Annotated in this window: 33 protein-coding genes; all 33 read right to left on the reverse strand. The window is 54.7% G+C overall.

What is annotated here, in order from left to right:
* Positions 1 to 9: 9 nt before the first annotated feature.
* A complete protein-coding gene (locus ACFQDM_RS19320) occupies positions 10 to 1284 on the reverse strand; it encodes a flavohemoglobin expression-modulating QEGLA motif protein (RefSeq protein ID WP_377382373.1) in 1275 nt (424 codons plus the stop codon).
* Positions 1285 to 1355: 71 nt separating this feature from the next.
* Positions 1356 to 2087 carry an ATP12 family chaperone protein gene (locus tag ACFQDM_RS19325; RefSeq protein ID WP_377382375.1) on the reverse strand — a complete coding sequence of 244 codons (732 nt, stop codon included), beginning with the start codon at positions 2085 to 2087 and terminating at the stop codon, positions 1356 to 1358.
* Positions 2088 to 2095: 8 nt separating this feature from the next.
* Positions 2096 to 2767, reverse strand: a complete 672-nt coding sequence (locus ACFQDM_RS19330; protein WP_377382378.1) for an HAD family hydrolase — start codon at positions 2765 to 2767, stop codon at positions 2096 to 2098.
* The gene (locus ACFQDM_RS19335; protein WP_377382380.1) at positions 2764 to 4581 is read right to left on the reverse strand and encodes a 2OG-Fe(II) oxygenase family protein; all 1818 of its coding nucleotides are present in this window, start codon (positions 4579 to 4581) and stop codon (positions 2764 to 2766) included. Before ACFQDM_RS19335 ends, ACFQDM_RS19330 begins: the two co-directional genes overlap by 4 nt.
* Positions 4578 to 5573, reverse strand: a complete 996-nt coding sequence (locus ACFQDM_RS19340; RefSeq protein WP_377382383.1) for an RluA family pseudouridine synthase — start codon at positions 5571 to 5573, stop codon at positions 4578 to 4580. Before ACFQDM_RS19340 ends, ACFQDM_RS19335 begins: the two co-directional genes overlap by 4 nt.
* Positions 5570 to 5956 (reverse strand): fluoride efflux transporter CrcB, encoded by a 387-nt coding sequence (gene crcB / locus ACFQDM_RS19345; RefSeq protein ID WP_377382385.1) that lies wholly within the window; start codon positions 5954 to 5956, stop codon positions 5570 to 5572. Before crcB ends, ACFQDM_RS19340 begins: the two co-directional genes overlap by 4 nt.
* A 69-nt stretch (positions 5957 to 6025) precedes the next feature.
* Positions 6026 to 6739: an RluA family pseudouridine synthase gene (locus ACFQDM_RS19350; RefSeq protein WP_377382388.1), complete on the reverse strand. Its 714-nt coding sequence runs from the start codon at positions 6737 to 6739 to the stop codon at positions 6026 to 6028.
* A gap of 54 nt (positions 6740 to 6793) precedes the next feature.
* Positions 6794 to 8110, reverse strand: coding sequence for a replication-associated recombination protein A (locus tag ACFQDM_RS19355; protein WP_377382391.1), 1317 nt, complete (start codon positions 8108 to 8110; stop codon positions 6794 to 6796).
* 6 nt (positions 8111 to 8116) lie between these two features.
* Positions 8117 to 9556, reverse strand: coding sequence for a DegQ family serine endoprotease (locus ACFQDM_RS19360; RefSeq protein WP_377382394.1), 1440 nt, complete (start codon positions 9554 to 9556; stop codon positions 8117 to 8119).
* Between the two features lie 266 nt (positions 9557 to 9822).
* A complete protein-coding gene (gene rplQ / locus ACFQDM_RS19365) occupies positions 9823 to 10245 on the reverse strand; it encodes a 50S ribosomal protein L17 (RefSeq protein ID WP_377382397.1) in 423 nt (140 codons plus the stop codon).
* Positions 10246 to 10275: 30 nt separating this feature from the next.
* On the reverse strand, positions 10276 to 11313 hold the full coding sequence (locus ACFQDM_RS19370; RefSeq protein WP_377382400.1) for a DNA-directed RNA polymerase subunit alpha: 1038 nt from the start codon (positions 11311 to 11313) through the stop codon (positions 10276 to 10278).
* 29 nt (positions 11314 to 11342) lie between these two features.
* Entirely contained in the window at positions 11343 to 11732 is a 390-nt protein-coding gene (rpsK, locus tag ACFQDM_RS19375) for a 30S ribosomal protein S11 (protein ID WP_377382402.1), read from the reverse strand.
* A gap of 12 nt (positions 11733 to 11744) precedes the next feature.
* Positions 11745 to 12113, reverse strand: coding sequence for a 30S ribosomal protein S13 (gene rpsM / locus ACFQDM_RS19380; RefSeq protein ID WP_377382405.1), 369 nt, complete (start codon positions 12111 to 12113; stop codon positions 11745 to 11747).
* 165 nt (positions 12114 to 12278) lie between these two features.
* Complete coding sequence (locus tag ACFQDM_RS19385) at positions 12279 to 12896, reverse strand: adenylate kinase (protein ID WP_377382408.1); 618 nt, start codon at positions 12894 to 12896, stop codon at positions 12279 to 12281.
* On the reverse strand, positions 12893 to 14233 hold the full coding sequence (secY, locus tag ACFQDM_RS19390) for a preprotein translocase subunit SecY (RefSeq protein WP_377382411.1): 1341 nt from the start codon (positions 14231 to 14233) through the stop codon (positions 12893 to 12895). The genes ACFQDM_RS19385 and secY overlap by 4 nt, the downstream gene beginning before the upstream one ends.
* A gap of 109 nt (positions 14234 to 14342) precedes the next feature.
* A complete protein-coding gene (rplO, locus tag ACFQDM_RS19395) occupies positions 14343 to 14822 on the reverse strand; it encodes a 50S ribosomal protein L15 (protein ID WP_377382413.1) in 480 nt (159 codons plus the stop codon).
* 40 nt (positions 14823 to 14862) lie between these two features.
* Positions 14863 to 15054, reverse strand: coding sequence for a 50S ribosomal protein L30 (gene rpmD, locus ACFQDM_RS19400; RefSeq protein ID WP_377382416.1), 192 nt, complete (start codon positions 15052 to 15054; stop codon positions 14863 to 14865).
* 11 nt (positions 15055 to 15065) lie between these two features.
* The gene (rpsE, locus tag ACFQDM_RS19405) at positions 15066 to 15665 is read right to left on the reverse strand and encodes a 30S ribosomal protein S5 (RefSeq protein WP_377382417.1); all 600 of its coding nucleotides are present in this window, start codon (positions 15663 to 15665) and stop codon (positions 15066 to 15068) included.
* Positions 15666 to 15674: 9 nt separating this feature from the next.
* Positions 15675 to 16034, reverse strand: a complete 360-nt coding sequence (gene rplR / locus ACFQDM_RS19410; protein WP_377382520.1) for a 50S ribosomal protein L18 — start codon at positions 16032 to 16034, stop codon at positions 15675 to 15677.
* Between the two features lie 5 nt (positions 16035 to 16039).
* The gene (rplF, locus tag ACFQDM_RS19415; RefSeq protein ID WP_377382419.1) at positions 16040 to 16570 is read right to left on the reverse strand and encodes a 50S ribosomal protein L6; all 531 of its coding nucleotides are present in this window, start codon (positions 16568 to 16570) and stop codon (positions 16040 to 16042) included.
* A 15-nt stretch (positions 16571 to 16585) separates the two neighbouring features.
* On the reverse strand, positions 16586 to 16981 hold the full coding sequence (gene rpsH, locus ACFQDM_RS19420) for a 30S ribosomal protein S8 (RefSeq protein WP_377382422.1): 396 nt from the start codon (positions 16979 to 16981) through the stop codon (positions 16586 to 16588).
* Positions 16982 to 16994: 13 nt separating this feature from the next.
* Entirely contained in the window at positions 16995 to 17300 is a 306-nt protein-coding gene (rpsN, locus tag ACFQDM_RS19425; protein WP_377382425.1) for a 30S ribosomal protein S14, read from the reverse strand.
* A gap of 16 nt (positions 17301 to 17316) precedes the next feature.
* Positions 17317 to 17877 carry a 50S ribosomal protein L5 gene (gene rplE, locus ACFQDM_RS19430; RefSeq protein WP_377382428.1) on the reverse strand — a complete coding sequence of 187 codons (561 nt, stop codon included), beginning with the start codon at positions 17875 to 17877 and terminating at the stop codon, positions 17317 to 17319.
* Positions 17870 to 18187: a 50S ribosomal protein L24 gene (gene rplX, locus ACFQDM_RS19435; RefSeq protein ID WP_377382431.1), complete on the reverse strand. Its 318-nt coding sequence runs from the start codon at positions 18185 to 18187 to the stop codon at positions 17870 to 17872. The genes rplE and rplX overlap by 8 nt, the downstream gene beginning before the upstream one ends.
* Positions 18187 to 18555, reverse strand: coding sequence for a 50S ribosomal protein L14 (gene rplN / locus ACFQDM_RS19440; protein WP_377382434.1), 369 nt, complete (start codon positions 18553 to 18555; stop codon positions 18187 to 18189). The genes rplX and rplN overlap by 1 nt, the downstream gene beginning before the upstream one ends.
* The gene (gene rpsQ, locus ACFQDM_RS19445) at positions 18552 to 18803 is read right to left on the reverse strand and encodes a 30S ribosomal protein S17 (protein WP_377382437.1); all 252 of its coding nucleotides are present in this window, start codon (positions 18801 to 18803) and stop codon (positions 18552 to 18554) included. Before rpsQ ends, rplN begins: the two co-directional genes overlap by 4 nt.
* Before the next feature lie 23 nt (positions 18804 to 18826).
* Complete coding sequence (rpmC, locus tag ACFQDM_RS19450) at positions 18827 to 19027, reverse strand: 50S ribosomal protein L29 (protein ID WP_377382440.1); 201 nt, start codon at positions 19025 to 19027, stop codon at positions 18827 to 18829.
* 18 nt (positions 19028 to 19045) lie between these two features.
* Positions 19046 to 19459 carry a 50S ribosomal protein L16 gene (gene rplP, locus ACFQDM_RS19455; protein ID WP_377382442.1) on the reverse strand — a complete coding sequence of 138 codons (414 nt, stop codon included), beginning with the start codon at positions 19457 to 19459 and terminating at the stop codon, positions 19046 to 19048.
* Positions 19460 to 19464: 5 nt separating this feature from the next.
* The gene (rpsC, locus tag ACFQDM_RS19460) at positions 19465 to 20202 is read right to left on the reverse strand and encodes a 30S ribosomal protein S3 (RefSeq protein WP_377382445.1); all 738 of its coding nucleotides are present in this window, start codon (positions 20200 to 20202) and stop codon (positions 19465 to 19467) included.
* Entirely contained in the window at positions 20202 to 20600 is a 399-nt protein-coding gene (rplV, locus tag ACFQDM_RS19465) for a 50S ribosomal protein L22 (protein WP_377382448.1), read from the reverse strand. The genes rpsC and rplV overlap by 1 nt, the downstream gene beginning before the upstream one ends.
* Positions 20601 to 20602: 2 nt before the next feature.
* On the reverse strand, positions 20603 to 20881 hold the full coding sequence (gene rpsS / locus ACFQDM_RS19470; protein ID WP_377382450.1) for a 30S ribosomal protein S19: 279 nt from the start codon (positions 20879 to 20881) through the stop codon (positions 20603 to 20605).
* An 11-nt stretch (positions 20882 to 20892) separates the two neighbouring features.
* Positions 20893 to 21720 (reverse strand): 50S ribosomal protein L2, encoded by an 828-nt coding sequence (gene rplB / locus ACFQDM_RS19475; protein WP_377382453.1) that lies wholly within the window; start codon positions 21718 to 21720, stop codon positions 20893 to 20895.
* Between the two features lie 14 nt (positions 21721 to 21734).
* Entirely contained in the window at positions 21735 to 22037 is a 303-nt protein-coding gene (locus tag ACFQDM_RS19480; RefSeq protein ID WP_377382456.1) for a 50S ribosomal protein L23, read from the reverse strand.
* Positions 22038 to 22066: the final 29 nt, after the last annotated feature.

A 22066-nucleotide genomic window follows, 5' to 3' on the forward strand; every position in this document is an offset into this window, starting at 1 on the left:
TAGAAATCATCAGTTCGTGTTCGACGCGATGAGAGACTTGTAGCGCCGAGTGACCTTTCGCAGATCGATCTGATTGAGGAAGGTTGAATAGGACAGATAGGCGAGCAGATAACGCGCATCGCTGGCCCAGGGCGGTAGGTAAGCCGGCTCCTTCAGAAAGTTTTCACGCGCGAGCATATCCATCGCATCCAGATCATCGAGATCAATCTTGCCGACAAAGAGGAGCTTTATAAGTCGCGTATCACCGCTGCGGATCGCCGCGTGCAGATATGAATGCACTTCAATGAGGCCGGACAGATATACACCATCCTTCGTGAACGGTGCCCCACCCTCAACCATACCTCCGCGGACGATCCGCCTGGCACTCTCGAATGCTTCAAAGGGGGCGTCACGCGTCGATTTCTCTCTGAAGAAGGCATAGAGATCGAGAAAATCCGCGCCGTTCACGGCCATATCGATGGCAATGGTGCGGTCTGCCAGTCGGCGGAAGCGACGTGGATCGATTGCTCCGGTGATAAACTCGGCAAAAACAGCCAGTCCTTCCTGAGTCTGCGCGTTGCCGGGGTGACTTTCACCGAGGACCGTGAACCGGCCATGCGCCCGGCCGTTCATGCCGGTCGCGATATGGATCAGCGCCTCATGATGTAAGAGCTGCGTCACGTCGAGGTCAGTGAAGGTCGCATCATCCCTCAGCTTGATATAATCCTTGCCTGCAGCAGCCTTCGCAGACACGTCACTGGTCACCATGACGCTCGGAGCCATGTCGCCGAAATGCTCGGGTAAGGCTTCATCGAGCTGAGCTTTGAGTTCTACCGCCGTAAAGCGCTCAGGCGGTGCGAGCTTCAGAGTGCCTTCGTCGAACTCAGACAAGAGATCATCGAGTCGGACCGCCAGGTCCAGCGCCCCATGCTCACCATCCGCTATAGGCGTGGTTGGTGATCCGTATAGTTCGCACGAATGCCTGAAAAATGCGGGCGTACCGAGTGCGCCCAACATATCAGCCGTCTGACGGGTGACATCTGCCAGCCGATTCAACCAGTCATGTACAGGTGAGTCGCCATCAACCAGCTTTCGTGCGGCATTCACACGCTCAATCGAAGGGGTCGGATCAACCACTGTATAGGAAGGTTTCGGGAGCTCTTTGCCATCGCTTGCAAAGAAATCAGCTGCCACCTGTCGGTTCCAATTCACGGATTTCAGGACCGGCAGACGATCTTCCGCTTCGAACAACAGTTCTGCAGCCTGATCCAGGCGCTCAAGCTCACTTTCTGAAAACTCGCTCACAACCTTTTTCCGCATTTATGACAGAACATCACTTCATCTAGCGAAGTTTCTGTCAGGGAAAGCAACCGATTTTACACAACAGCTGCTGACGCGAGGCCCTTGAACCAGGAATCGAGCGCAGAAACTTCGCGGCGCTGAGCTTCAACACGCGCCATGGCTTCATCGTCTTCACCCCAACGTTCGATCTGCCATTCCTCATCAATGCGAGAAATATCATATGCATCCATCGCAGCGAGTTCACCGTCAGCGACCGCCATTGCAAGGATTGCCGACCCAAACAAATTCAGACCGAAGACCAGCCCTGTCAGCGCATAGTCATTTTGACGTTCAGCGAAGGCACGGGCAGCTTCGAGACTTGCCGGTGGCTGAGGTGCATTCAAAACGCCCTGTGTCGTCATCAGAAGCACGCCATGTTCCCGGCCAGCCCAATCCCGCAATGGCCTGAAATGCGCCTCCTGACGGTCCTGAAGCTCTTGTGGATGCTCCGCGAGATAGCAGAGCAGATCTGTGCCAGCATATTTCTCGACTTCGGCGGCAAGTTCTGTGCGCGTCTCGGGCGTTCGGTCGATCGCCACATTAGCCAGACGCGTCAACGTCATGGCTTGCAGGTCGATATGTTCTGCCTGCGCGTCCCATTCATCAGCCACGCGCTGCGCCAGATCCTGGGTCGGAAAAGCGAGTGATTTCTTCGCCGGCGTTTTGGGCGTCCGACCGTCCAGCATGACGTGCCAGAGACCATTCGTCTCAGCGATGTCGACAGCTTTATAAAAACGTTTCGGTTTTTCAGTTGGCGTGCTTTGCATAATGGATCTCAAATCGTCGCGAAGTCTGTCAGAGCCTGATGCAGCTTCGGCATTTCGTCGTGGATATGATGGGCGCCGGCAGCTTCCAGCTCTGCAGACGTTCCAAACCCCCAGGATACGCCGTGCGTCGTGACACCCGCGGCACGGCCCATATGGATATCATGAATGGCATCGCCAACCATGACGGTCTGATCTGCCTCGCATCCCATCACCTTCATGGCTTCAACAACCATGAACGGGTTGGGCTTACCCGGACCATCATCGGCACACCAAACAGTATCAAAATAGCGCTTCAGATCGTGCATGCCGAAGATCGACTCAATACCTTTGTAGGATTTGCCTGTCGCGATCGCCATCAGACAATTCTGATTGGCGAGGGCCTCAAGCGTTGCAATCGCGCCATCATACAGAGGTTCATGATAGCCGGGGACTGTCCGGTTCTTGATGAAGGCCGATCGATACGCATCTTCAAGCTGATCAATCTGGTCGTCTGAACTGCCCACGGGTGCGAGCATACGACACCCCTCACCAAGGCTCAGCCCCACAATGTGGCGGGTCTGGTCATAGGTTGGCGGGGTCAGACCACAAGCAGTGAAAGCGTCGACCATGGCGTTCTGAATGATTTTCCGGCTGTCGATGATCGTTCCGTCGAGATCCCAGACAACTAAACGCAAACTCAAGGGGCTACTCCAGGCAAGACATCAAGCGGCGCCGTCACGCGAGGCGCTTTCCCAGAAATGGGAACGGTCCCATGCCACATGTAAGCCGGAAAGAGAACCAGTGTCCCCGGTTTTGGACACACCCAATGTTCAGCAGGTGCCGGATCCGGGAGCTTGTAAGGCGGCTCACCGAATTTGATCCACCCTGCCCGGTTTGGGTCCGTCTTCGCCTCGGGCGGAACCGCCATGTAATAAGCAGAGCTGACCCAGCCTTTGGGATGAACATGGCTGACATGACGTCCACCAGCCAGAAGATAAATCGACCAGCAGCCACCAATATAGAACTCGCCTGTATTGCGCGAGGTGAGCGGATTGTCAGGGTCTTGCCCTAGCTGATCGACATAGGCCTGAACCGGTTTGTGCAAGGCTTCGATGTAGTTTTGCACCACGGGCCGTTCGTCATAGACCAGATTACGAGGCGACTGGATGCCATGGCGCGCAGACTGTCCAAGCGGATGAGTCTTGAACGGGCTTTTGCCGTGCACCTGCTCAATGAAATCAGCATGAAACTCTTCCATGCTGGCATAGCCTTTCGGCGCTTCGAGTTCGGCCGGAATGACAAATCGATCGAAATCATTCAGCGCACGGTAGGCGTCCAGTTGGCCCAACATACGGTGGGCGTCCGCCTTGACCGCGACCCAGCTCTGATCATTCGGTTCGCGCGCACGCCAGATATCGGCATATTTGAGCGCCAGATCATAGCGACCACTCATCAGGCACGAGACAATGAATTGATAGGCCAGCACCTTGTGATGCGGCAAAGCGGAGTAAGCAATGTTCGCGTTCTGAAACGCCTCTTCGGTCTTGCCGAGGTCTGATTGCGCCATGGACAAGCGACTGAGAAACACCGGATCGGTTTGACGTTCGGCGGGCAGATAGTCGAAATAGCTCTCCACCAGATCTGGGCGCTCCATATCAAGCAGCTCATCAAACCCCGCCAATGCCTGCTGGGGTCGATCCGCGCCTGCAGAAATTGCACCTTTCAAAAGCGTTTCTGCGTCCTGTGTGCGCCCCGTCATCCAGAGCAGATTGGTGTAATCCTTCACCGCATCACTGGATCCGGCCGCAACTGCTTGCTGAAGCGCCGGCTCTGCAACACCGAATGCCGAGAGTTCCATTTGCGAACGCGCTAGCAGACGGAGGATTTGCGGCGCCTGATGTCCAGCCTGTATGAGTGACAGGCAGATATCGCGGCATACCTCAGTCTGTCCGATCTCAACCAGACAGGAGGCTCGCCCATAGGCAGCCGCCACATGCGCCGGGTTTCGCTGAAGCGCTTCGTCGAAGCTTGTCAGCGCTTTTCTCCATGCCTTACGGTGCTTAAGCAATCTGCCCTGGGCTTCAAGTGCGTCCGCATCCAGCCGCCCCGTCGCCCGCAAAAAGTCCTCGACAGAGCTTATCGCCTCATCATTCCCTTCCAGGTCGAGCAGAAGATTGACGAGGTTTTTATGGGCAGGCGCATAACCGAACTTCGCGTCGATGGCGCGGCGATAGGCCTGCACAGCACCTTCCAGATCACCGGCTGCCTTGAGCATATTGCCGAGCGTATTGAGCATTTCCTCATTGCGAGGATCGCCCGATATGGCGGTTTGCAGGACGGGAATAGCGTCGCTGAGACGGTTTAGACGTCGAAGGGCAACGGCCTTTAAATGCAGAAGATTGGGCTGGTTTGGAAACTGGCTCAGCGCGGCATCCGATTTCAGCAAGGCCTGCTCTGCCTGTCCGGACTGGATCAGACTAAGCACTTGTTGAATGGATTGCGCTGGCCCTGTCATTCAAATGGTTCCCAAGGATCTGTGCCAGCCTCCTGATAAAGGAAGCCAAGCGCGTCGAATGTCTCGATCATATGTTTCGGCGGTGGCGCGACAAGCTCAAGCGGCTTGCCCTTCTTCCGCGGAATAACCAACGCACGCGCATGCAGGTTCAGGCCTTCACCGAGCCCGTTCAGAGGCTCGCGCCGTCCCGGATATTTCGGATCGCCGATAATGGCATTGCCAATCTCTTCCATGTGGAAGCGAAGCTGATGGGTACGCCCTGTCAGCGGACTGAGCGCCATCCAGGCGGCGCGCTGACCAGCCTGAGAGATGACAGCATACTCGGTCACCGCATGCTGAGAGCCCTTCATGCTCTGCACGGCTGGCACCATCCGCTCCTTTTCAGGGCCTTCACCCTTGATCATCCAGGAGCGGATCTGTCCCTGATGGGGAACCGGCACGCCTGCGACGACAGCCCAATAGACTTTCTTCAGCGTGCGTTCGCGGAACATGTCACCCAGCTCCGCAGCAGCGCGCGGGTGTTTTGCGATCAACAGGACACCAGATGTGTCACGGTCGAGCCTGTGAACGAGGCGTGGACGATGCTCACCCTTGGTGAGGGCGTCGAGCATACCGTCAATATGGCGCGATGTGTTGGTGCCGCCTTGGACGGCGACACCAGACGGCTTGTTCAGCGCAATGATATCATCGTCCTCATAGATGAGCATGTCGCGAATGAAGGCTTCGTCGCGCGGGCTCAGCTTTTTCGGCTTGGACGCTTTCAGCTTTTCCATATCCTCGCGCGTTGGCAGAGGTGGCACCCGGACCATCTGTCCTTCTTCAAGGCGTTGATTGGACTTTGCCCGAGCACCATCCACGCGGATTTGGCCGGTCCGGAGAAACTTCTCCACCTGTCCTTGAGTGATCCCGTCGAACCGGCGCTTGAACCATTTGTCCAGACGCGCACCTGATTCCTCGTAAGAGACTTCAATCTGCTGAACGTCGCCGCTCACATCAAAACCTTTCGCATGAAAAAGAGGCCGGCAAATACCATAAGCAGGCCGAGAATAACAGAACTGCCTGCATAGATTGCTGCCTGACCATAAGCTTTCGTCTCGACCATGCGGGCGGTCTCCAGAGAGAAAGCAGAAAACGTGGTAAACCCACCAAGAATACCGGTTGCCAGAAAGATCTGTGCACTGCTGCTACCTGAACCTTTGAACGCAAACCATCCCATGACGAGGCCCATGATCAGACTGCCTGCGAGATTGACTGTATAGGTTCCCCAAGGCCAGCCTGGTCCCATTATGCGCAGCATTACAGCGCCAACGCTGAATCGTAGCGCCGAACCAATGGCACCGCCGCAGGCTGCAAGGATCAGATGTTTAAAGAACATGCTCGCATTTGGCACTGTTTCGCAGTTTCAGACAATGTCTGCAGACGTAGCAGCTCAAACCCTTCGAGATCAGCCGTCCAGTTGCGCAGCAAAGGTCTCAAAATCGTCCGGCACAGGCGCAGAATAATCAAAGACGCCGCCGATCGGGTGCGGCCCTTGCAAACGGAATGCATGCAACATCAGGCGAGGTGCACTGGACGCATTCCCGTAAAGCTCATCGCCCAGGATCGGATGACCAGCATGTGCCAGATGTATACGGATCTGGTGCATACGCCCGGATTCCGGGCGGCATTCGATCAGGCTCGCATTCGGGCCGACGGCAACACAGCGAAATGTCGTCGCCGCATCCTTGGTGTTCTTCACGCCAGGCTTTCCACCAATGCCCGCAATCAATGCGCCTTCTTTCGTCTTCACCGTGCCAATCGGACTGTCGGCGCGCGTCACGCGCGTCGCATCACCTTCGACCAGTGCGAGATAGGTTTTCTTGATCAGACGTGCTTCAAACGCTTTCGACAGCGCAGCCGCAGCGGGCTGAGTTTTCGCAGCAAGCACGACACCTGTTGTATCGGCGTCGATACGATGGACAAGGCGTGGCCGCTTGCCATTCGACTTGGCAAAAGCCCAAAGCAGCTTGTCGAGCGTACGGTCATCCGGATTCCGGGTCTGGCAGGCGAGACCGGCAGGCTTGTTGAAAGCCAGCATCTCATCATCTTCATCGATCAGAAAAGAACGAATGAAGTCTTTGTCTTCGTCGGGCAGCCAGACGATGTTTCTGTTTCTCATGGCGCCTCCATACTGCAAGCAGACGCAATTGTAGAGTGATTTCTGTCAGGCGTTTCAGCGCTTCTTTGACTGAATCTGCTGTCGCAGGCCAGACCAGTAAGTCAGACGCTCCTTGATGGTTTTTTCACGGCCGTCGCCCTTCGGCGCATAGAAGGTCTGGCGGCCGAGCTTTTCCGGAAAGTAGTCCTGACCTGAAAACCCATATTCGGTATCCGGGTCATAAATATAGCCGTCACCATAGCCCTGAGATTTCATAAGCTTGGTTGGTGCATTGAGGATGTGCATGGGAGGGCTGAGGTCCCCCGTCTCTCTCGCAGCCGCTTTGGCCGAACTGAGCGCGGTCGTGACCGCGTTCGATTTCGGCGCCGTCGCCAGATGCAAAACAGCGTGGGCAAGGTTCAGATCACCTTCCGGACTTCCGACCCGTTCGAATGCGCGCACAGCCTCACCTGTCACCATCAGAGCTGTTGGATCGGCCATACCAATATCTTCGCTTGCGATCACCAGGAGACGGCGTGCGATGTAGAGCGGGTCTTCCCCCCCCTGTAGCATGCGAGCAAACCAATACATGGCCGCATCCGGATCAGACCCGCGAATGGATTTATGCAGCGCTGAAATGAGATTGTAGTGACCATCACCTGATTTATCATATGCTGCGGCGCGTGTCTGGAGCACATGTTTCACTTCATCCAGCGACAAGCTCTGGCCGTCACCAGCATATCGATAAATATCCTCGATGAGGCCCAGAAAGTACCGGCCATCGCCGCCCGCGAGCGAAATGATATGTTCACGGGCTTCTGGGGTCACTGGCAAGTTCGCGCCCATATGCGCTTCTGCGCGCCCGATAAGTTTATCAAGGGCAGCTTCGTCCAATGCTTTCAGTGTCAGAACCTGGCATCTGGACAACAGTGCGCCGTTCAGTTCGAAACTCGGATTCTCTGTCGTTGCTCCGACGAGCGTTACGACGCCCCGCTCGACATATGGCAGAAAGCTATCCTGCTGAGCTTTGTTAAACCGGTGGATCTCATCGACGAACAAGAGAGTCCCCTGCCCCGACCGGCGCCGGGCTTCGGCTTTGTCGAAAACAGCCCGGAGGTCCTTCACACCGGAGAAGACAGCCGACAAAGCCTCAAAGTGAAGCCCGGTCCCTTCGGCCAGCAATTGCGCAATGGTGGTTTTCCCGACGCCCGGTGCCCCCCACAAAATAACGGATGAAAGCGAGCCGCTCGACGTCATGCGCCCTAGCAGACCTTTGGGACCAATCAAATGATCCTGGCCAACCACCTCGCTTAAAGACTGAGGCCGAACCGCTTCCGCCAAGGGTTTCGGGGCGGAAGCTTCCATGCCTGCGGATTGAAACAAATCGCTCACAGTGACCTACATTTTGACCGTGCGAGATACGCGTCGCCCATTCCGGTCTATCGCGACCTGCCAGACGCCCTGATCATTCGTCTTGGACAATTCGTCCTGAAGCTCCTCGACATTCTCGATCAGCTCACCATTCACCTCTATAACGAGGTCTCCAGGACGTACTCCGAAGCGGTAAGCAAAAGAGCCGCGCTGGATTCGATTTATCAGGACGCCACTTTCAAATGGATCGCGCCGGATTGATTCCGCGAGCGCCGGCGATAGATCAGCAACTTCTGCACCCGCTAACGGATTTTGCCCTTTCAGGACAACAAGCTCTGCCTCTGTTGCACCGGGCGGCACTGACAGCTTGATCTTAACAATGACTTCCTTGCCATTTCTCAGCACGCTAAGCGGAACATCATCGCCTTCTACAAGGGTTGCAGCCAAAAACTTCAAACCCGCCTCATCATAGACCTCGCGGCCATCAAACTTAACGATCAAATCACCGCGGCGAAGTTCAGCCGCATCTGCGGGACCTTCCGGATAGATTTCTGTCACCAGAACGCCAACGGGGCGATCGAGGTCCATAGTTTTGGCAATGTCGGTTGTCACCGCCTGGCCTTTCAGACCAAGCCAAGGCCGAACGATACGACCTTCATTGATCGCGGAATCCACAACGCGCTCAACCATCTCAGCCGGGATCGCAAAGCCGATACCGTTGGAGCCGCCCGAACGAGAGAAAATAGCCGTGTTGATACCAACCAGTCGACCAGCATTATCGATCAAGGCACCCCCTGAGTTGCCAGGGTTAATCGCGGCATCCGTCTGAATAAAAAAAGCATAGTCCGAAATTCCGACGTCCGTTCGAGCCGTCGCAGAGATAATGCCACTGGTGACCGTTTGACCAATGCCAAACGGGTTGCCGATGGCGAGCACCAGATCGCCGACTTCAATCAGTCGGGTATCCGCAAATTCGAGCGTTGGGAGATCTTCCCCTTTGGTATCGATCCGCAAAACGGCAAGATCTGTGCGTTCATCCGCCAGGACGAGTTCTGCTTCGAACTCCCTGCGATCCGAGAGAACGACTTTCAACGCGTTTGCGCCCTCAACCACGTGATTGTTGGTAACAATAATGCCTTCGCTGCCGACGATTACACCTGAGCCCAGTGACGACTGTACCCGCTCACGAGGAGCTCCAAAGGCGTCCGGCCCGAAGAAGCGCTCAAAGAATGGATCTCCGGCGAAGGGAGACCCCGATTGCCGAACCAGGCGCTCGGAATAAACGTTCACCACCGCTGGGGATGCATCTCGCACAAGCGGCGCAAACGACATGCGGATTTCTTCCCGGGAGTTTGGCAGTAATTGCGCATATGCGTTCGAAGGCGCAACGCTTGCGAACAACAATACCACCAACGCCGCAAAAAGGGCTGTTAGCGCGAACAGGATCTTATTGATGTGTCTTGTCATGGTCGCAAAAGAACTGCCGGACCATGGCTCTATTTGGGCATGAATACGTCGAACTGTCATTGTCACTGCCTCTGTCGAAACCGCGCGAGCCTTTCGGCCCACCTTCATGAGATAGAACCGCACACCTCCGGCCTCAATAGCCTGCGGAACTTTGGTCCAAAGAAGATCGCATTTCGATCGGGTATCAAACCACGACGGGACGCCGGAAACGAAAAAAGCCAGGTGTCAAACACCTGGCTCAATATATTTTCGAAAGCTCGAAGAACCTATTCTTCGGCCACCTCCAGCTCAGCAGCGACGCGCTCGCGGTCTGATTTGCCACGCGCTTCTTCATCACGTTCGACGAGCTCGATGACAGCCATCGGCGCGTTATCGCCGTGACGGAAGCCCGCTTTCATGATGCGAACATAACCACCGTTACGCTCTTCATAGCGTGGGCCAAGAACGTCGAACAGCTTCTTCGCCATGTCTTTGTTGCGAATCTTAGAGATCGCACGACGACGAGAAGACAGGTCACCTTTCTTAGCGAGGGTCACCAGCTTTTCCATGATTGGACGCAGCTCTTTAGCCTTCGGCAGAGTCGTCACGATCTGCTCGTGCTCAATCAGAGACGCAGCCATATTGGCGAACATAGCTTTCCGGTGCTCGGAAGTCCGGTTGAGTTTGCGATGTGCGAGTCCGTGACGCATTGTTCTTTTCCCTTGTCGGCGTCGTGGCCGTTAAATCTGATCTTCGTATTTTTTGGCCAGACCTTCAATGTCTTCTGGCGGCCAGCTAGGTACGTCCATACCGAGGTGGAGGCCCATTCCTGCGAGCACTTCCTTGATCTCGTTCAGAGACTTACGACCGAAGTTCGGCGTACGAAGCATCTCTGCTTCTGATTTCTGAATGAGGTCACCGATATAAACGATGTTGTCGTTCTTCAGACAGTTTGCAGAACGGACTGAGAGTTCCAGCTCGTCCACCTTTTTAAGGAGAACAGGGTTGAAGCCGAGATCCGGCTCGTCATCCTGATCGCCACTGTCTTCTGGCTCTTCAAACGTGATGAAGAGACGAAGTTGATCCTGAAGTATACGCGCAGCATACGCCACAGCATCTTCTGGAGAGATTGAACCGTCCGTTTCGACGTCAAGCATCAGCTTGTCATAGTCGAGAACCTGACCTTCGCGTGTGTCTTCCACACGGTAGCCAACGCGACGCACTGGAGAGAAGATTGCATCCATCGGAATAAAGCCGATCGGACTGTCTTCTGTGCGGTGACGGTCTGCAGGCACATACCCTTTGCCAGTGTCGACCGTGAACTCCATGCGGAGCTCTGCGCCTTCATCCAGCGTACAGATGATGTGATCCGGATTGAGGATCTCAACGTCGCCTGGGACTTCAATCTGACCCGCAGTAACAGGACCAGCACCTGACGCACGAAGCGTCATTCGCTTGGCTGTTTCCGCAACCATGCGAATAGCAACCTGTTTAAGGTTCAGGACAATCGTCGTGACGTCTTCACGCACGCCTGGAATAGACGAAAACTCATGAACAACGCCATCAATCTGCATACCGGTGATAGCTGCCCCTTGCAGGGAAGACAGCAAAACACGGCGCAGTGCGTTTCCGAGTGTCGTACCGAAGCCACGCTCCAGTGGTTCGACAACCAGAGTCGCTTTACGAGACGGATCAAACCCGTGCTGCACCTCAGGGCGCGCAGGTCGAATCAGCTCTTTCCAGTTTTTGTCATTTACGACGGCAAGCGTGCCAGACATCGCGATGTCCTTTTATAAACGTGGGTGAACTAGACGCGGCGGCGTTTTGGCGGGCGGCATCCGTTGTGCGGGATTGGCGTCGTGTCACGAATAGACGTGATGGTGAAACCAATCGACTGGAGCGCACGAAGAGCCGATTCACGACCAGAACCCGGGCCACGCACGTTCACTTCCAGAGTGCGCATGCCATGTTCCTGAGCCTTGCGACCTGCATCTTCCGCAGCCATCTGAGCTGCGTAAGGAGTCGACTTACGCGAACCTTTGAAACCCATGTGACCAGAAGACGACCAGGAAATCGTGTTTCCCTGAGAGTCAGAAATCGTGATCATGGTGTTGTTGAAGCTCGAGTTCACGTGGCAAACGCCAGAGGTGATGTTTTTCCGCTCGCGGCGGCGAACCCGTGTCGTATCTTTAGCCATAGATTCCCAGCCTTACTTCTTCTTACCAGCGATCGGCTTGGCAGGACCTTTACGCGTACGAGCGTTTGTGTGCGTACGCTGGCCGCGAACCGGCAGACCGCGACGATGGCGCAGACCGCGATAGCAGCCCAGGTCCATCAGGCGCTTGATGTTCATCGCTGTCTCACGACGAAGGTCACCTTCGACGAGATAATCAGCGTCGATCGTTTCACGAACCTGAATTACTTCAGCGTCCGACAGATCCGCTACGCGACGTTCCGGCGTGATGCCGACCTTGTCGCAGATTTCTTTGGCCTTCGCCGATCCAATTCCGTGAATATAACGGAGCGCGATTTCAACGCGCTTATTGGTCGGTATGTTGACGCCTGCAATACGGGCCAAGCTACTTCTCCGTTAAAACCATTAGTACGAGACATTAGTTGCGAGACACGGCTTCACTTAAAACCGTGAAAAAACGCGCCTATCACTCGCAGAAGCCGCGTCTTATATCTGCCTGACACGCAAGGTCAATAGCTGACTGCGTCTCAGACAGAAATTACTTCACTCTTAGTTGCTTCCTCCGAAGATTTTCGAGAAGAAACCTTTCTTTTCCTTACCTTCAAGCTTTGCGAGCACGGAATCGATCTCTGCGGAGACTTCCTCAATGCTACGCATACCATCTACCTGGGCCAGCTTCTGGCGTTCTGCATAGATTGGCAGCAAAGGAGCGGTCTGAGCATTATACGCATCGAGCCGTTTCTTGAAAGTTTCCGGGTTATCATCGTCCCGGCCCTGCTCTTCGAATCGCTTTGTGACACGATCAAGCAGCGAATCTTCATCGACCTGCAAGCGAATCACTGCGTCGACTTCCATGCCGCGAGATTTAAGAGTCGCATCCAGTGCCTCAGCCTGAGGAACCGTGCGAGGAAAACCGTCAAAGATGAAGCCAGGCGCACCCTTGTGCGTGTCGAGCTGCTCTTCGATGAGTTCGATCACGATCTCATCTGACACCAGCTGACCTGAGTCCATGATGTTCGCGACGCGTTGACCGAGTTCGGTGCCTGCCGAGCGCGCTGCGCGCAGCATGTCACCTGTTGAGAGCTGGATGAAACCGAACTCCGTGACCAGGCGCTTGGCCTGCGTTCCCTTACCCGCGGCCGGTGGACCAAACAGGATAATGTTCATCGTTTCTTTCCCCCCAAACGAGACTTCTTGATCATGCCTTCATACTGGTGAGCCACCAGGTGAGACTGAATCTGTGTTACAGTGTCCATGGTGACAGACACAACAATAAGAAGCGACGTACCACCAAGATAGAACGGAATGGAAGGCATTTGAGCGCGCAAAATTTCCGGCATCAAGCAGACAAAAGTCAAATATGCCGCGCCAATCACTGTCAGTCGGCTCAGGACATAGTCAAGATACTCAGCTGTCCGCTTACCAGGGCGAATACCAGGAACAAAGCCGCCATACTTGCGCAGATTGTCTGCGGTTTCTTCCGGATTGAACACAATGGACGTGTAGAAGAAACAGAAGAAGACGATCAGCACCGCATAGAGGATGATGAAGCCCGGCTGCCCCGCACCCAGGAAGGACGTGATCGTTCCCAGAATACCGCTCGCAGCGCCGTCCTGACCTGCCATGAAGTTGGCAACCGTTGCCGGCAGGAGCAGCAGAGACGAGGCAAAGATTGGCGGAATGACGCCTGACGTGTTCAGTTTCAGCGGCAGGAAGCTCGTCTGATCCTGGCTCATCTTATTACCCTGCTGACGCTTCGGGTATTTGATAAGCAGGCGGCGCTGAGAGCGCTCCATAAACACGATAAAGACGATGATCGCGATCGCCATTGCCAGAATGCCAAAGACAAACGGTACGGAGGTTGCACCTTGCCAGCTACCAGAGATCAGGTTGAAGATCGCACGCGGAAGTTCCGCAACAATGCCCGCAAAAATGATCAGTGAAATACCGTTACCGATACCACGCGACGTGATCTGCTCGCCCATCCACATCAAAAGAAGCGTACCGCCTGTCAGCGTGACGACAGTCGTGAGGTCGAAATACCACACCGGCATGCCTTCAATACGAGAACCAGATAGGCCCTGAGCAATACCGAAAGACTGAACAAGCGCGAACAGAACTGTCAGGTAGCGAGTATACTGGTTAATCTGCTGACGCCCCGTCTCTCCCTCTTTCTTGAGACGCTCAAGCGTCGGAGAGGCGGTTGTCATCAACTGCATGATGATCGACGCAGAGATGTAAGGCATCACGTTCAGCGCAAAGACCGCCATACGTTCGACGGCACCACCTGCGAAGAGGTTGAGGTTTCCAAGGATACCATTTTGCTGGCTCTGGAAAAGCTGACGGAAGGCTTCCGGATCAATACCCGGAATCGGCAGATACGTGCCGAGTCGATAAACGATCAGAATCCCCAGCGTGAAGAGGATCCGTTGCTGAAGTTCTTTAGCCTTACCGAAGGCCTCGAAATTCATATTCCGAGCAAGCTGCTCTGAAGCTGACGCCACACGCGCCTCCTTATTCCTCTGCAAGCCTTACATGCTAAAGGCCTGCCGCAAAAAGCAACAGGCCTTTAATTCGGCATTAGCCAGGCGTTTGTGAAGCCTGAAAAATGACTTATTCTGTTTCTTCTGTAGACGGTGCCGTCACTGTGACATTTCCGCCAGCAGCTTTGACCGCTTCAATAGCAGCTTTCGAAGCGCCAGTGACCGTGATGTTCACGCCTTTTGGTGCGTCGCCTTTGGCAAGGAGACGAACGCCGTCGCGTGAGCGACGCAGAACACCAGATGCAACCAGCGTGTCTTCCGTGATGTCAGCCTTACCGTCCAGCTGACCTGATTCGATCGCTTTCGTGATTCGACCCAGGTTCACCCAAGTGTACTTCTTGGCGTTAGGCGCTTTGAAGCCACGCTTTGGAAGGCGCATGTAGATAGGCATTTGCCCACCTTCAAAGCCATTCAGAGCAACACCCGAACGGGATTTTTGTCCTTTGACACCGCGGCCGCCAGTTTTACCCGTGCCGGAACCGACACCGCGGCCAACACGCTTGCGGGCCTTTACGGCACCCGGATTGTCAGAGAGTTCATTCAGTTTCATGTCGATAACCTCGCCAGAACGGTCCGGGGTCCCCGGATGCTCAGGCCTTTTCGTCTACGATTTCAACCATGTGCTGCACTTTGGCAATCATGCCGCGCACGGATGGTGTGTCTTCCAGTTCACGGGTACGGCCGACCTTATTCAGACCAAGGCCAACCAGCGTTGCACGCTGGTCGTTCTTGCGTCGAATCGGGCTGCCAGTCTGGCGAACGGTGATGGTTTTATTGGCCATGTTTCCCGCTCCTAGTTGGTGGCTTCAGCCATGCCGGCTTCAGAAGCACCGTCGGCACGACGACCAACAATGTCCTGAACCTTCAGACCACGTTTTGAAGCAATCGAACGTGGCGATGACTGGTTCTTCAGCGCGTCAAACGTTGCACGAACCATGTTGTATGGGTTCGAAGAACCGAGAGACTTCGCAACAACGTCTTGTACGCCAAGAACGTCGAGAACCGCACGCATTGGACCACCGGCGATCACACCTGTACCTGGAGGCGCTGCACGCAGGACGACTTTACCAGCGCCCCAACGGCCACGACCGTCATGGTGAAGTGTACGACCTTCGCGCAGTGGAACGCGGATCATCTTCTTCTTGGCTTCTTCCGTTGCTTTACGGATCGCTTCAGGAACTTCACGCGCCTTACCGTGACCAAAGCCAACGCGGCCTTTTTGGTCGCCGACAACGACGAGTGCAGCAAAACCGAAGTTCTTACCGCCCTTAACAACCTTCGCAACGCGGTTGATGCCTACGAGGCGATCAACGAATTCGCTTTGCTCTTCTTCGCGCTTGTTGTCCCGGCCTCGACCGCGACCACGGCGTTCGCCTTGTTTTTGCTCAGCCATTGCCGTCTCCTAAAACTTCAAGCCGCCTTCACGAGCCGCATCGGCGAGAGCCTTGATACGACCGTGAAAGATGTAGCCGCCGCGATCGAACACGACTTCTTCCACGCCAGCCTTGCTTGCGCGCTCAGCAATAAGCTTGCCGATTGCTGTCGCAGCAGCTGTTGTGCTTCCATTTGCTGTATCTGCGCGGAAGTCTTTCTCCTGGGTGGAGGCAGACGCCAGCGTGATACCACGTTCGTCGTCGATCACCTGAACGGCGATATTCTTGGAGGAGCGCACCACGGACAGACGAGGACGACCAGTAGCCTGCTTGCGCAGTTTGGCACGAACTCGCTGAGCGCGACGCATTTGTTTTTCGCGTGGCGTCATCATGGTTACTTCTTCTTACCTTCCTTGCGACGAACTTGTTCGCCAGCATAGCGAATACCTTTGCCTTTGTATGGCTCAGGCGGACGATACTTGCGGATCTCAGCAGCAACCTGACCAACAGCTTGCTTATCAGCGCCAGCAATCTTCACTTCGGTTGGTTTCGTGCTTGTGAGCGTTATACCTTCCGGAGCTTCATAGATTACATCGTGGCTGAAGCCGAGTGACAGTTTAACGTTAGAGCCCTGCATTTGAGCACGGTAACCAACGCCAACCAGTTCAAGCTCTTTCTCATAGCCATCGGTGACACCGATCACCATGTTCTGAGCACGAGCGCGCATTGTGCCCCACATGGCACGCGAACGCTTGGACTCATCACGAGGTGTGAACGTTACTGCGTTGTCCTCAAGTTTGATTTCAACGTCGTCCACGACTTTGAGCTGAAGCTCACCTTTTGGGCCCTTGGCCGTCAGGACACGATCCTCAAGAGAGAACGTGGCCTTTCCGCCTTCTACAGGGAGTTTTCCGATACGAGACATACCTTCACCCTACCCTTAAACGACCCGACACAGGATTTCGCCGCCAACATTCTCTGTACGCGCTGTGTTGTCAGACATGACACCCTTCGGCGTGGAGAGAATTGAGATGCCCAGACCGTTCTGGACCAGCGGCAGATCCTTGACCGAAGAATACACGCGGCGTCCTGGTTTGGACACACGACGGATTTCCGAGATCACGGGCGTACCATCATAATATTTGAGCTCGATTTCGATCGACTTTTTGCCGTCTTTTTCGACCTCGGTGAAACCACGAATATAGCCTTCGCTCTGAAGAACTTCCAGAACGCGCAGACGCAGTTTTGAAGCTGGTGTGATGACACCGGTTTTACCGCGCAGCTGTGCGTTGCGGATACGGGTCAGCATATCACCGAGAGGATCTGACAAGTTCATGAATACTCCTCCCTTACCAGCTTGATTTGACCATGCCAGGAACCTTACCCAGGTTGCCCAGCTCGCGAAGTGCCACACGTGACATCTTCAGCTTGCGATAATAACCACGTGGGCGACCAGAGACTTCGCAACGGTTGCGAATACGGTTCTCAGCCGAATTACGTGGAAGCTCAGCCAGTTTCAGGCGCGCTGCAAAACGCTCTTCCAGAGGAAGGTCCTCATTCAGAGCAATCTCTTTCAGGCGAGCCCGACGGCCAGCATACTTTTTAACGAGCGCCTTGCGCTTGTTGTTACGTTCGATTGCGCTTTTCTTCGCCATATCGTCCTCCCAGCGCCTAGTTTCGGAACGGGAAGCCAACGTGCCCCAGCAGGGCCTTGGCTTCCTCGTCCGTTTGCGCGGTGGTGCACACAATGATGTCCATACCCCAGATCTGATCGACCTGGTCGTAATTGATTTCCGGGAACACGATGTGTTCCTTGATGCCCATGGCGTAGTTGCCATTGCCATCAAAGCTTTTGCCGTTAAGGCCACGGAAGTCTTTCACGCGTGGAAGAGCAATCGTGACCAGACGGTCAAGAAACTCATACATACGATCGCGACGCAGTGTTACTTTACAACCAATGTTCATGCCTTCGCGGACTTTGAAGCCAGCGATAGACTTACGGGCTTTGGTCGCAACTGGCTTTTGACCAGCAATTGCTTCCATATCACGAAGAGCCGTTTGGATCTTCTTGGAATCCGCAACCGCTTCGCCAACCCCCATGTTCAGCACGACTTTGTCGAGCTTCGGCATTTGCATTGGGTTCGAATAGTTGAACTGCTCTTGCATCTTCTCGCGAATGGTCTCGCGATAGATTTTGCGCAGGCGTGGTTCGTAAGTGGCCGTATCAGACATCGATGGCCTCCCCTGAACGTTTTGCAAACCGGACTTTGCGACCGTGATCGTCGGTGCGGAAGCCAACACGTGTTGGTTTGCCGTCTTTCGGATCAAGCAGTGCAACGTTCGACACATGGATCGGCGCTTCGAAGCGCTTAATGCCACCCTGGTCGAACTGGCTTGGTTTCTGGTGACGTGTCACAACATTAACGCCAGACACAATCACACGGCTCTCAGCAGGCATGACTTTCGTCACTTCGCCTTGCTTACCTTTATCGCGGCCGGAGAGAACCTCCACGCGATCGCCTTTTTTCACCTTGGCAGCCATTACAAGACCTCCGGTGCGAGCGAAATGATCTTCATGTGGTTTTTCGCGCGAAGTTCGCGTGGAACCGGTCCGAAGATACGAGTGCCGATAGGCTCGCCGTTATTGTTGATCAGAACGGCAGCGTTCGTGTCGAAACGGATCGCTGTGCCGTCTGGGCGCATAATGTCTTTGGAAACGCGAACGACGACAGCTTTACGCACATCACCTTTTTTCACGCGTCCTTTCGGAATTGCTTCCTTCACCGAAACCACGATGACATCGCCAACACTCGCGTAACGGCGCTTTGCACCACCCAGCACTTTAATGCACTGGACGCGGCGAGCGCCTGAGTTGTCAGCAACCATCAGGTTTGTCTGCATCTGGATCATGCGGCATCTCCACCAGCTTGATCAGTGACGAGTTCCCAGCGCTTGAGCTTGGACTTCGGTGCACACTCGATGATTGACACTTTCTGGCCTTCTACAGCCACGTTGTTTTCGTCATGGGCGTGGTAGCGCTTTGACTTACGCACGGTCTTCCGAAGCAGTGGGTGCAGGAAAGTACGCTCAACACGCACGATCGCTGTTTTGTCCTGCTTGGTGGAGACCACCACACCTTCCATAATCCGCCTAGGCATATTGCTTCATTGCTCCCTTAGGTTCACGCAGCGCTGGTTTGCGTCTTTTCGCGCAGGATCGTTTGGATCCGGGCGATGTCGCGACGCACCTGTCGCACGCGGGCGGTGTTCTCCAGCTGACCAGTGGCCTGCTGGAATCGAAGATTAAATTGCTCTTTCTTCAGACCTACGAGCTCTTCCTTGAGCTGGTCTTCAGTTTTTGCGCGAACGTCTACCGCTTTCATATCAGTCTCTCCTCGCGCCTATTCGCTAATCCGGGTAACGACTTTCGTCTTGATCGGCAGCTTTGCAGCGCCAAGACGCAGGGCTTCGCGAGCCACTTCATCGTTCACACCATCAATTTCGAACAGGATACGGCCTGGCTTCACCTTTGCGACCCAACGGTCGATGGAGCCTTTACCTTTACCCATCCGGACTTCAATCGGCTTCGCAGAAACCGGCAGGTCCGGGAAGATGCGGATCCAGACTTTACCCTGACGTTTCATCTGACGGGTAATCGCACGACGTGTCGCCTCAATCTGGCGAGACGTAATGCGCTCTGGTTCCATGGCTTTCAGACCGTAAGAACCAAAGTTCAGCGAAAAGCCACCCTTTGCGTTCCCGTGGATACGGCCTTTAAACGCCTTGCGGAATTTTGTCCGTTTCGGTTGCAGCATTAGACTTAAGCTCCTGCGCCTTCACGGTTGCCCTGACGGTCGCCGCGCGGATTAGAAGAACGCGCACGCGCTTCACCAGAAGCTTCCTGTTTCTTATCCTGGGCCATCGGATCATGTTCCATGATCTCGCCTTTGTAGACCCAGACTTTAATGCCGATGATACCGTAGGTCGTCAGCGCTTCAGCCGTACCGTAGTCGATGTCCGCACGCAGTGTGTGCAGAGGAACAGAACCCTCTGAATACTGCTCTGTACGAGCGATCTCCGCGCCGCCAAGACGACCAGAAACCATCACACGAACACCAAGCGCACCAAGGCGCATAGCAGACTGAATTGAGCGCTTCATCGCACGACGGAAAGAGGCACGGCGCTCCAGCTGACGAGCAATGTCATCAGCGATCAGAGAGGCGTCGACTTCCGGCTTACGGATCTCAACCAGGTTCACGAATACTTCGTCTTCGACGATTTTAGAAAGCTGCTTACGCAGGCTTTCAATGTCCGCACCTTTTTTACCGATGACCATACCCGGGCGAGCCGTGTGGATGGTGATGCGGCATTTCTTGTGTGGACGCTCGACGATGATTTTCGAGATACCAGCTTGCTTCAGCTTGGTCTTGATGAACTCACGAAGCTTGAGATCTTCGTGCAGAAGACGACCGTAGTCGGCGCTATCTGCATACCAGCGAGAATCCCAAGTCCGGTTGATACCAAGACGAAGACCGATTGGATTGACCTTCTGACCCATTACGCGGCCTCCGCTTCAGATACAGCCATGCTTGTGTCGCGCAGAACGATCGTGATCTGTGCAAATGGCTTCAGAATGCGAGCAGCTCGGCCACGAGCACGTGCACGCAGACGCTTCATAACCAGGTTCTTCCCGACATAGGCTTCAGCAACGATCAGTGAGTCGATGTCGAGACCATGGTTGTTCTCGGCATTCGCAATCGCGCTCTTGAGAAGCTTACGAACGTCGTGAGCATGACGCTTAGGAGAGAACTCCAGCTCAGCCAGCGCCTTCTCTGCTGTCAGGCCACGAATGGACTGAGCAATCAGGTTCAGCTTCTGAGGGCTGATGCGAGCCATGCGAAGAACAGCGCGTGCTTCGTTCTCGGCCTGCTTCGGGGGTGCCTTAGGCTTACCCATGACTACCTCCGCTTCGCTTTCTTGTCCGCGCCGTGGCCGTAGTAAGTACGGGTCGGAGCGAATTCGCCAAACTTGTGACCAACCATTTCCTCAGAAACAGTGACCGGGATGAATTTGTTGCCGTTGTGGACCTGGAATGTCAGGCCAACAAAGTTCGGCAGGATAGTTGAACGACGCGACCAGGTCTTGATCACTTCGCGTTTCGTCGAGTTTGCAGCCGCCTCTGCTTTCTTGAGCAGATAGCCGTCGACGAAGGGGCCTTTCCAGACAGAACGAGACATGTCTAAACGTCCTACTTCTTATGACGGCGGCGGATGATGAGACGGTCCGTCGCCTTGTTCTTGCGGGTTTTTGGACCACGCGTCTTTTTACCCCACGGCGTCACTGGGTGACGACCGCCCGAGGACTTACCTTCACCACCACCGTGTGGGTGGTCGAACGGGTTCATAACAACACCACGAACAGACGGACGCTTACCGAGATGGCGTTTGCGACCAGCTTTACCGAGGTTCTGGTTCATGTTGTCCGGGTTGGACACAGCACCAACTGTTGCCAGGCAGCGTTCAAGCACCATGCGAAGCTCGCCAGAAGAAAGTTTGATCTGAGCGTAACCATCAGCACGACCAACGAGCTGAGCATACGTACCAGCTGAACGCGCGATCTGAGCACCTTTTTCAGGCTTCATCTCGATGTTGTGGATAATCGTACCCACCGGGATGTTCTTCAGAGGCAGCGTATTGCCTGGTTTGATGTCAGCCGTTGAGCTGGAGATAACCGTGTCACCGACACCAAGGCGCTGCGGCGCGATGATGTACGACAGATCGCCATCCTCATATTTGATGAGAGCGATGAACGCCGTGCGGTTCGGGTCATATTCCAGACGCTCTACCGTTGCAGGCACATCAAACTTGTTACGTTTGAAGTCGACCTTACGGTACAGTTTCTTAGCACCACCGCCGATACGACGAGCCGTGATACGACCTGTGTTGTTACGACCGCCATTCTTGGTCAGGCCTTCAGTCAGCGCCTTTACAGGGCGACCTTTGTGCAGACCAGAACGATCAACCAGAACAAGCTGGCGACGGCCCGGTGAGGTAGGATTGAATGTCTTCAAAGCCATGATTCAGGGGCCCCTTAAAGTCCGGTTGTCACGTCGATGAACTGGCCATCGGCAAGCGTGACAATCGCTTTTTTGAAGTCATTACGGCGACCAGCGATACCGCGGAAGCGTTTGGTTTTGCCTTTCACCTTGATGGTGTTTACGGCTTCGACCTTAACTTCGAACAGTTTCTCAATAGCCTCTTTAATCTGAGGCTTGGTCGCGTCGATCGCAACTTTGAACACGACCTTGTTCTCTTCAGAGAGCAGTGTCGCTTTCTCAGTGATGAGAGGCGACACGATCGTGTCATAGTGTACGGGTTGAGCAGCTTTAGACATGAATTAGCCCTCTCCGTTTGCGGCTTTTT

The sequence above is a fragment of the Ponticaulis profundi genome (assembly GCF_042659465.1).
Classification (GTDB): domain Bacteria; phylum Pseudomonadota; class Alphaproteobacteria; order Caulobacterales; family Hyphomonadaceae; genus Ponticaulis; species Ponticaulis profundi.

Bases quoted from the DNA above. Each gene is read 5' to 3' on its own strand.
- ACFQDM_RS19325 (WP_377382375.1), bottom strand. From the start codon at position 2,087: ATGCAAAGCACGCCAACTGAAAAACCGAAACGTTTTTATAAAGCTGTC.
- ACFQDM_RS19335 (WP_377382380.1), bottom strand. From the start codon at position 4,581: ATGACAGGGCCAGCGCAATCCATTCAACAAGTGCTTAGTCTGATCCAG.
- crcB (WP_377382385.1), bottom strand. From the start codon at position 5,956: ATGTTCTTTAAACATCTGATCCTTGCAGCCTGCGGCGGTGCCATTGGT.
- ACFQDM_RS19350 (WP_377382388.1), bottom strand. From the start codon at position 6,739: ATGAGAAACAGAAACATCGTCTGGCTGCCCGACGAAGACAAAGACTTC.
- ACFQDM_RS19360 (WP_377382394.1), bottom strand. From the start codon at position 9,556: ATGACAAGACACATCAATAAGATCCTGTTCGCGCTAACAGCCCTTTTT.
- rplQ (WP_377382397.1), bottom strand. From the start codon at position 10,245: ATGCGTCACGGACTCGCACATCGCAAACTCAACCGGACTTCCGAGCAC.
- ACFQDM_RS19370 (WP_377382400.1), bottom strand. From the start codon at position 11,313: ATGTCTGGCACGCTTGCCGTCGTAAATGACAAAAACTGGAAAGAGCTG.
- rpsK (WP_377382402.1), bottom strand. From the start codon at position 11,732: ATGGCTAAAGATACGACACGGGTTCGCCGCCGCGAGCGGAAAAACATC.
- ACFQDM_RS19385 (WP_377382408.1), bottom strand. From the start codon at position 12,896: ATGAACATTATCCTGTTTGGTCCACCGGCCGCGGGTAAGGGAACGCAG.
- rplO (WP_377382413.1), bottom strand. From the start codon at position 14,822: ATGAAACTGAATGAACTCTCTGACAATCCGGGTGCCGTAAAGGCCCGC.
- rpmD (WP_377382416.1), bottom strand. From the start codon at position 15,054: ATGGCCAATAAAACCATCACCGTTCGCCAGACTGGCAGCCCGATTCGA.
- rpsE (WP_377382417.1), bottom strand. From the start codon at position 15,665: ATGGCTGAGCAAAAACAAGGCGAACGCCGTGGTCGCGGTCGAGGCCGG.
- rplR (WP_377382520.1), bottom strand. From the start codon at position 16,034: ATGACGCCACGCGAAAAACAAATGCGTCGCGCTCAGCGAGTTCGTGCC.
- rplF (WP_377382419.1), bottom strand. From the start codon at position 16,570: ATGTCTCGTATCGGAAAACTCCCTGTAGAAGGCGGAAAGGCCACGTTC.
- rpsH (WP_377382422.1), bottom strand. From the start codon at position 16,981: ATGAACTTGTCAGATCCTCTCGGTGATATGCTGACCCGTATCCGCAAC.
- rpsN (WP_377382425.1), bottom strand. From the start codon at position 17,300: ATGGCGAAGAAAAGCGCAATCGAACGTAACAACAAGCGCAAGGCGCTC.
- rplE (WP_377382428.1), bottom strand. From the start codon at position 17,877: ATGTCTGATACGGCCACTTACGAACCACGCCTGCGCAAAATCTATCGC.
- rplX (WP_377382431.1), bottom strand. From the start codon at position 18,187: ATGGCTGCCAAGGTGAAAAAAGGCGATCGCGTGGAGGTTCTCTCCGGC.
- rplN (WP_377382434.1), bottom strand. From the start codon at position 18,555: ATGATCCAGATGCAGACAAACCTGATGGTTGCTGACAACTCAGGCGCT.
- rpsQ (WP_377382437.1), bottom strand. From the start codon at position 18,803: ATGCCTAGGCGGATTATGGAAGGTGTGGTGGTCTCCACCAAGCAGGAC.
- rpmC (WP_377382440.1), bottom strand. From the start codon at position 19,027: ATGAAAGCGGTAGACGTTCGCGCAAAAACTGAAGACCAGCTCAAGGAA.
- rplP (WP_377382442.1), bottom strand. From the start codon at position 19,459: ATGCTGCAACCGAAACGGACAAAATTCCGCAAGGCGTTTAAAGGCCGT.
- rpsC (WP_377382445.1), bottom strand. From the start codon at position 20,202: ATGGGTCAGAAGGTCAATCCAATCGGTCTTCGTCTTGGTATCAACCGG.
- rplV (WP_377382448.1), bottom strand. From the start codon at position 20,600: ATGGGTAAGCCTAAGGCACCCCCGAAGCAGGCCGAGAACGAAGCACGC.
- rpsS (WP_377382450.1), bottom strand. From the start codon at position 20,881: ATGTCTCGTTCTGTCTGGAAAGGCCCCTTCGTCGACGGCTATCTGCTC.
- rplB (WP_377382453.1), bottom strand. From the start codon at position 21,720: ATGGCTTTGAAGACATTCAATCCTACCTCACCGGGCCGTCGCCAGCTT.
- ACFQDM_RS19480 (WP_377382456.1), bottom strand. From the start codon at position 22,037: ATGTCTAAAGCTGCTCAACCCGTACACTATGACACGATCGTGTCGCCT.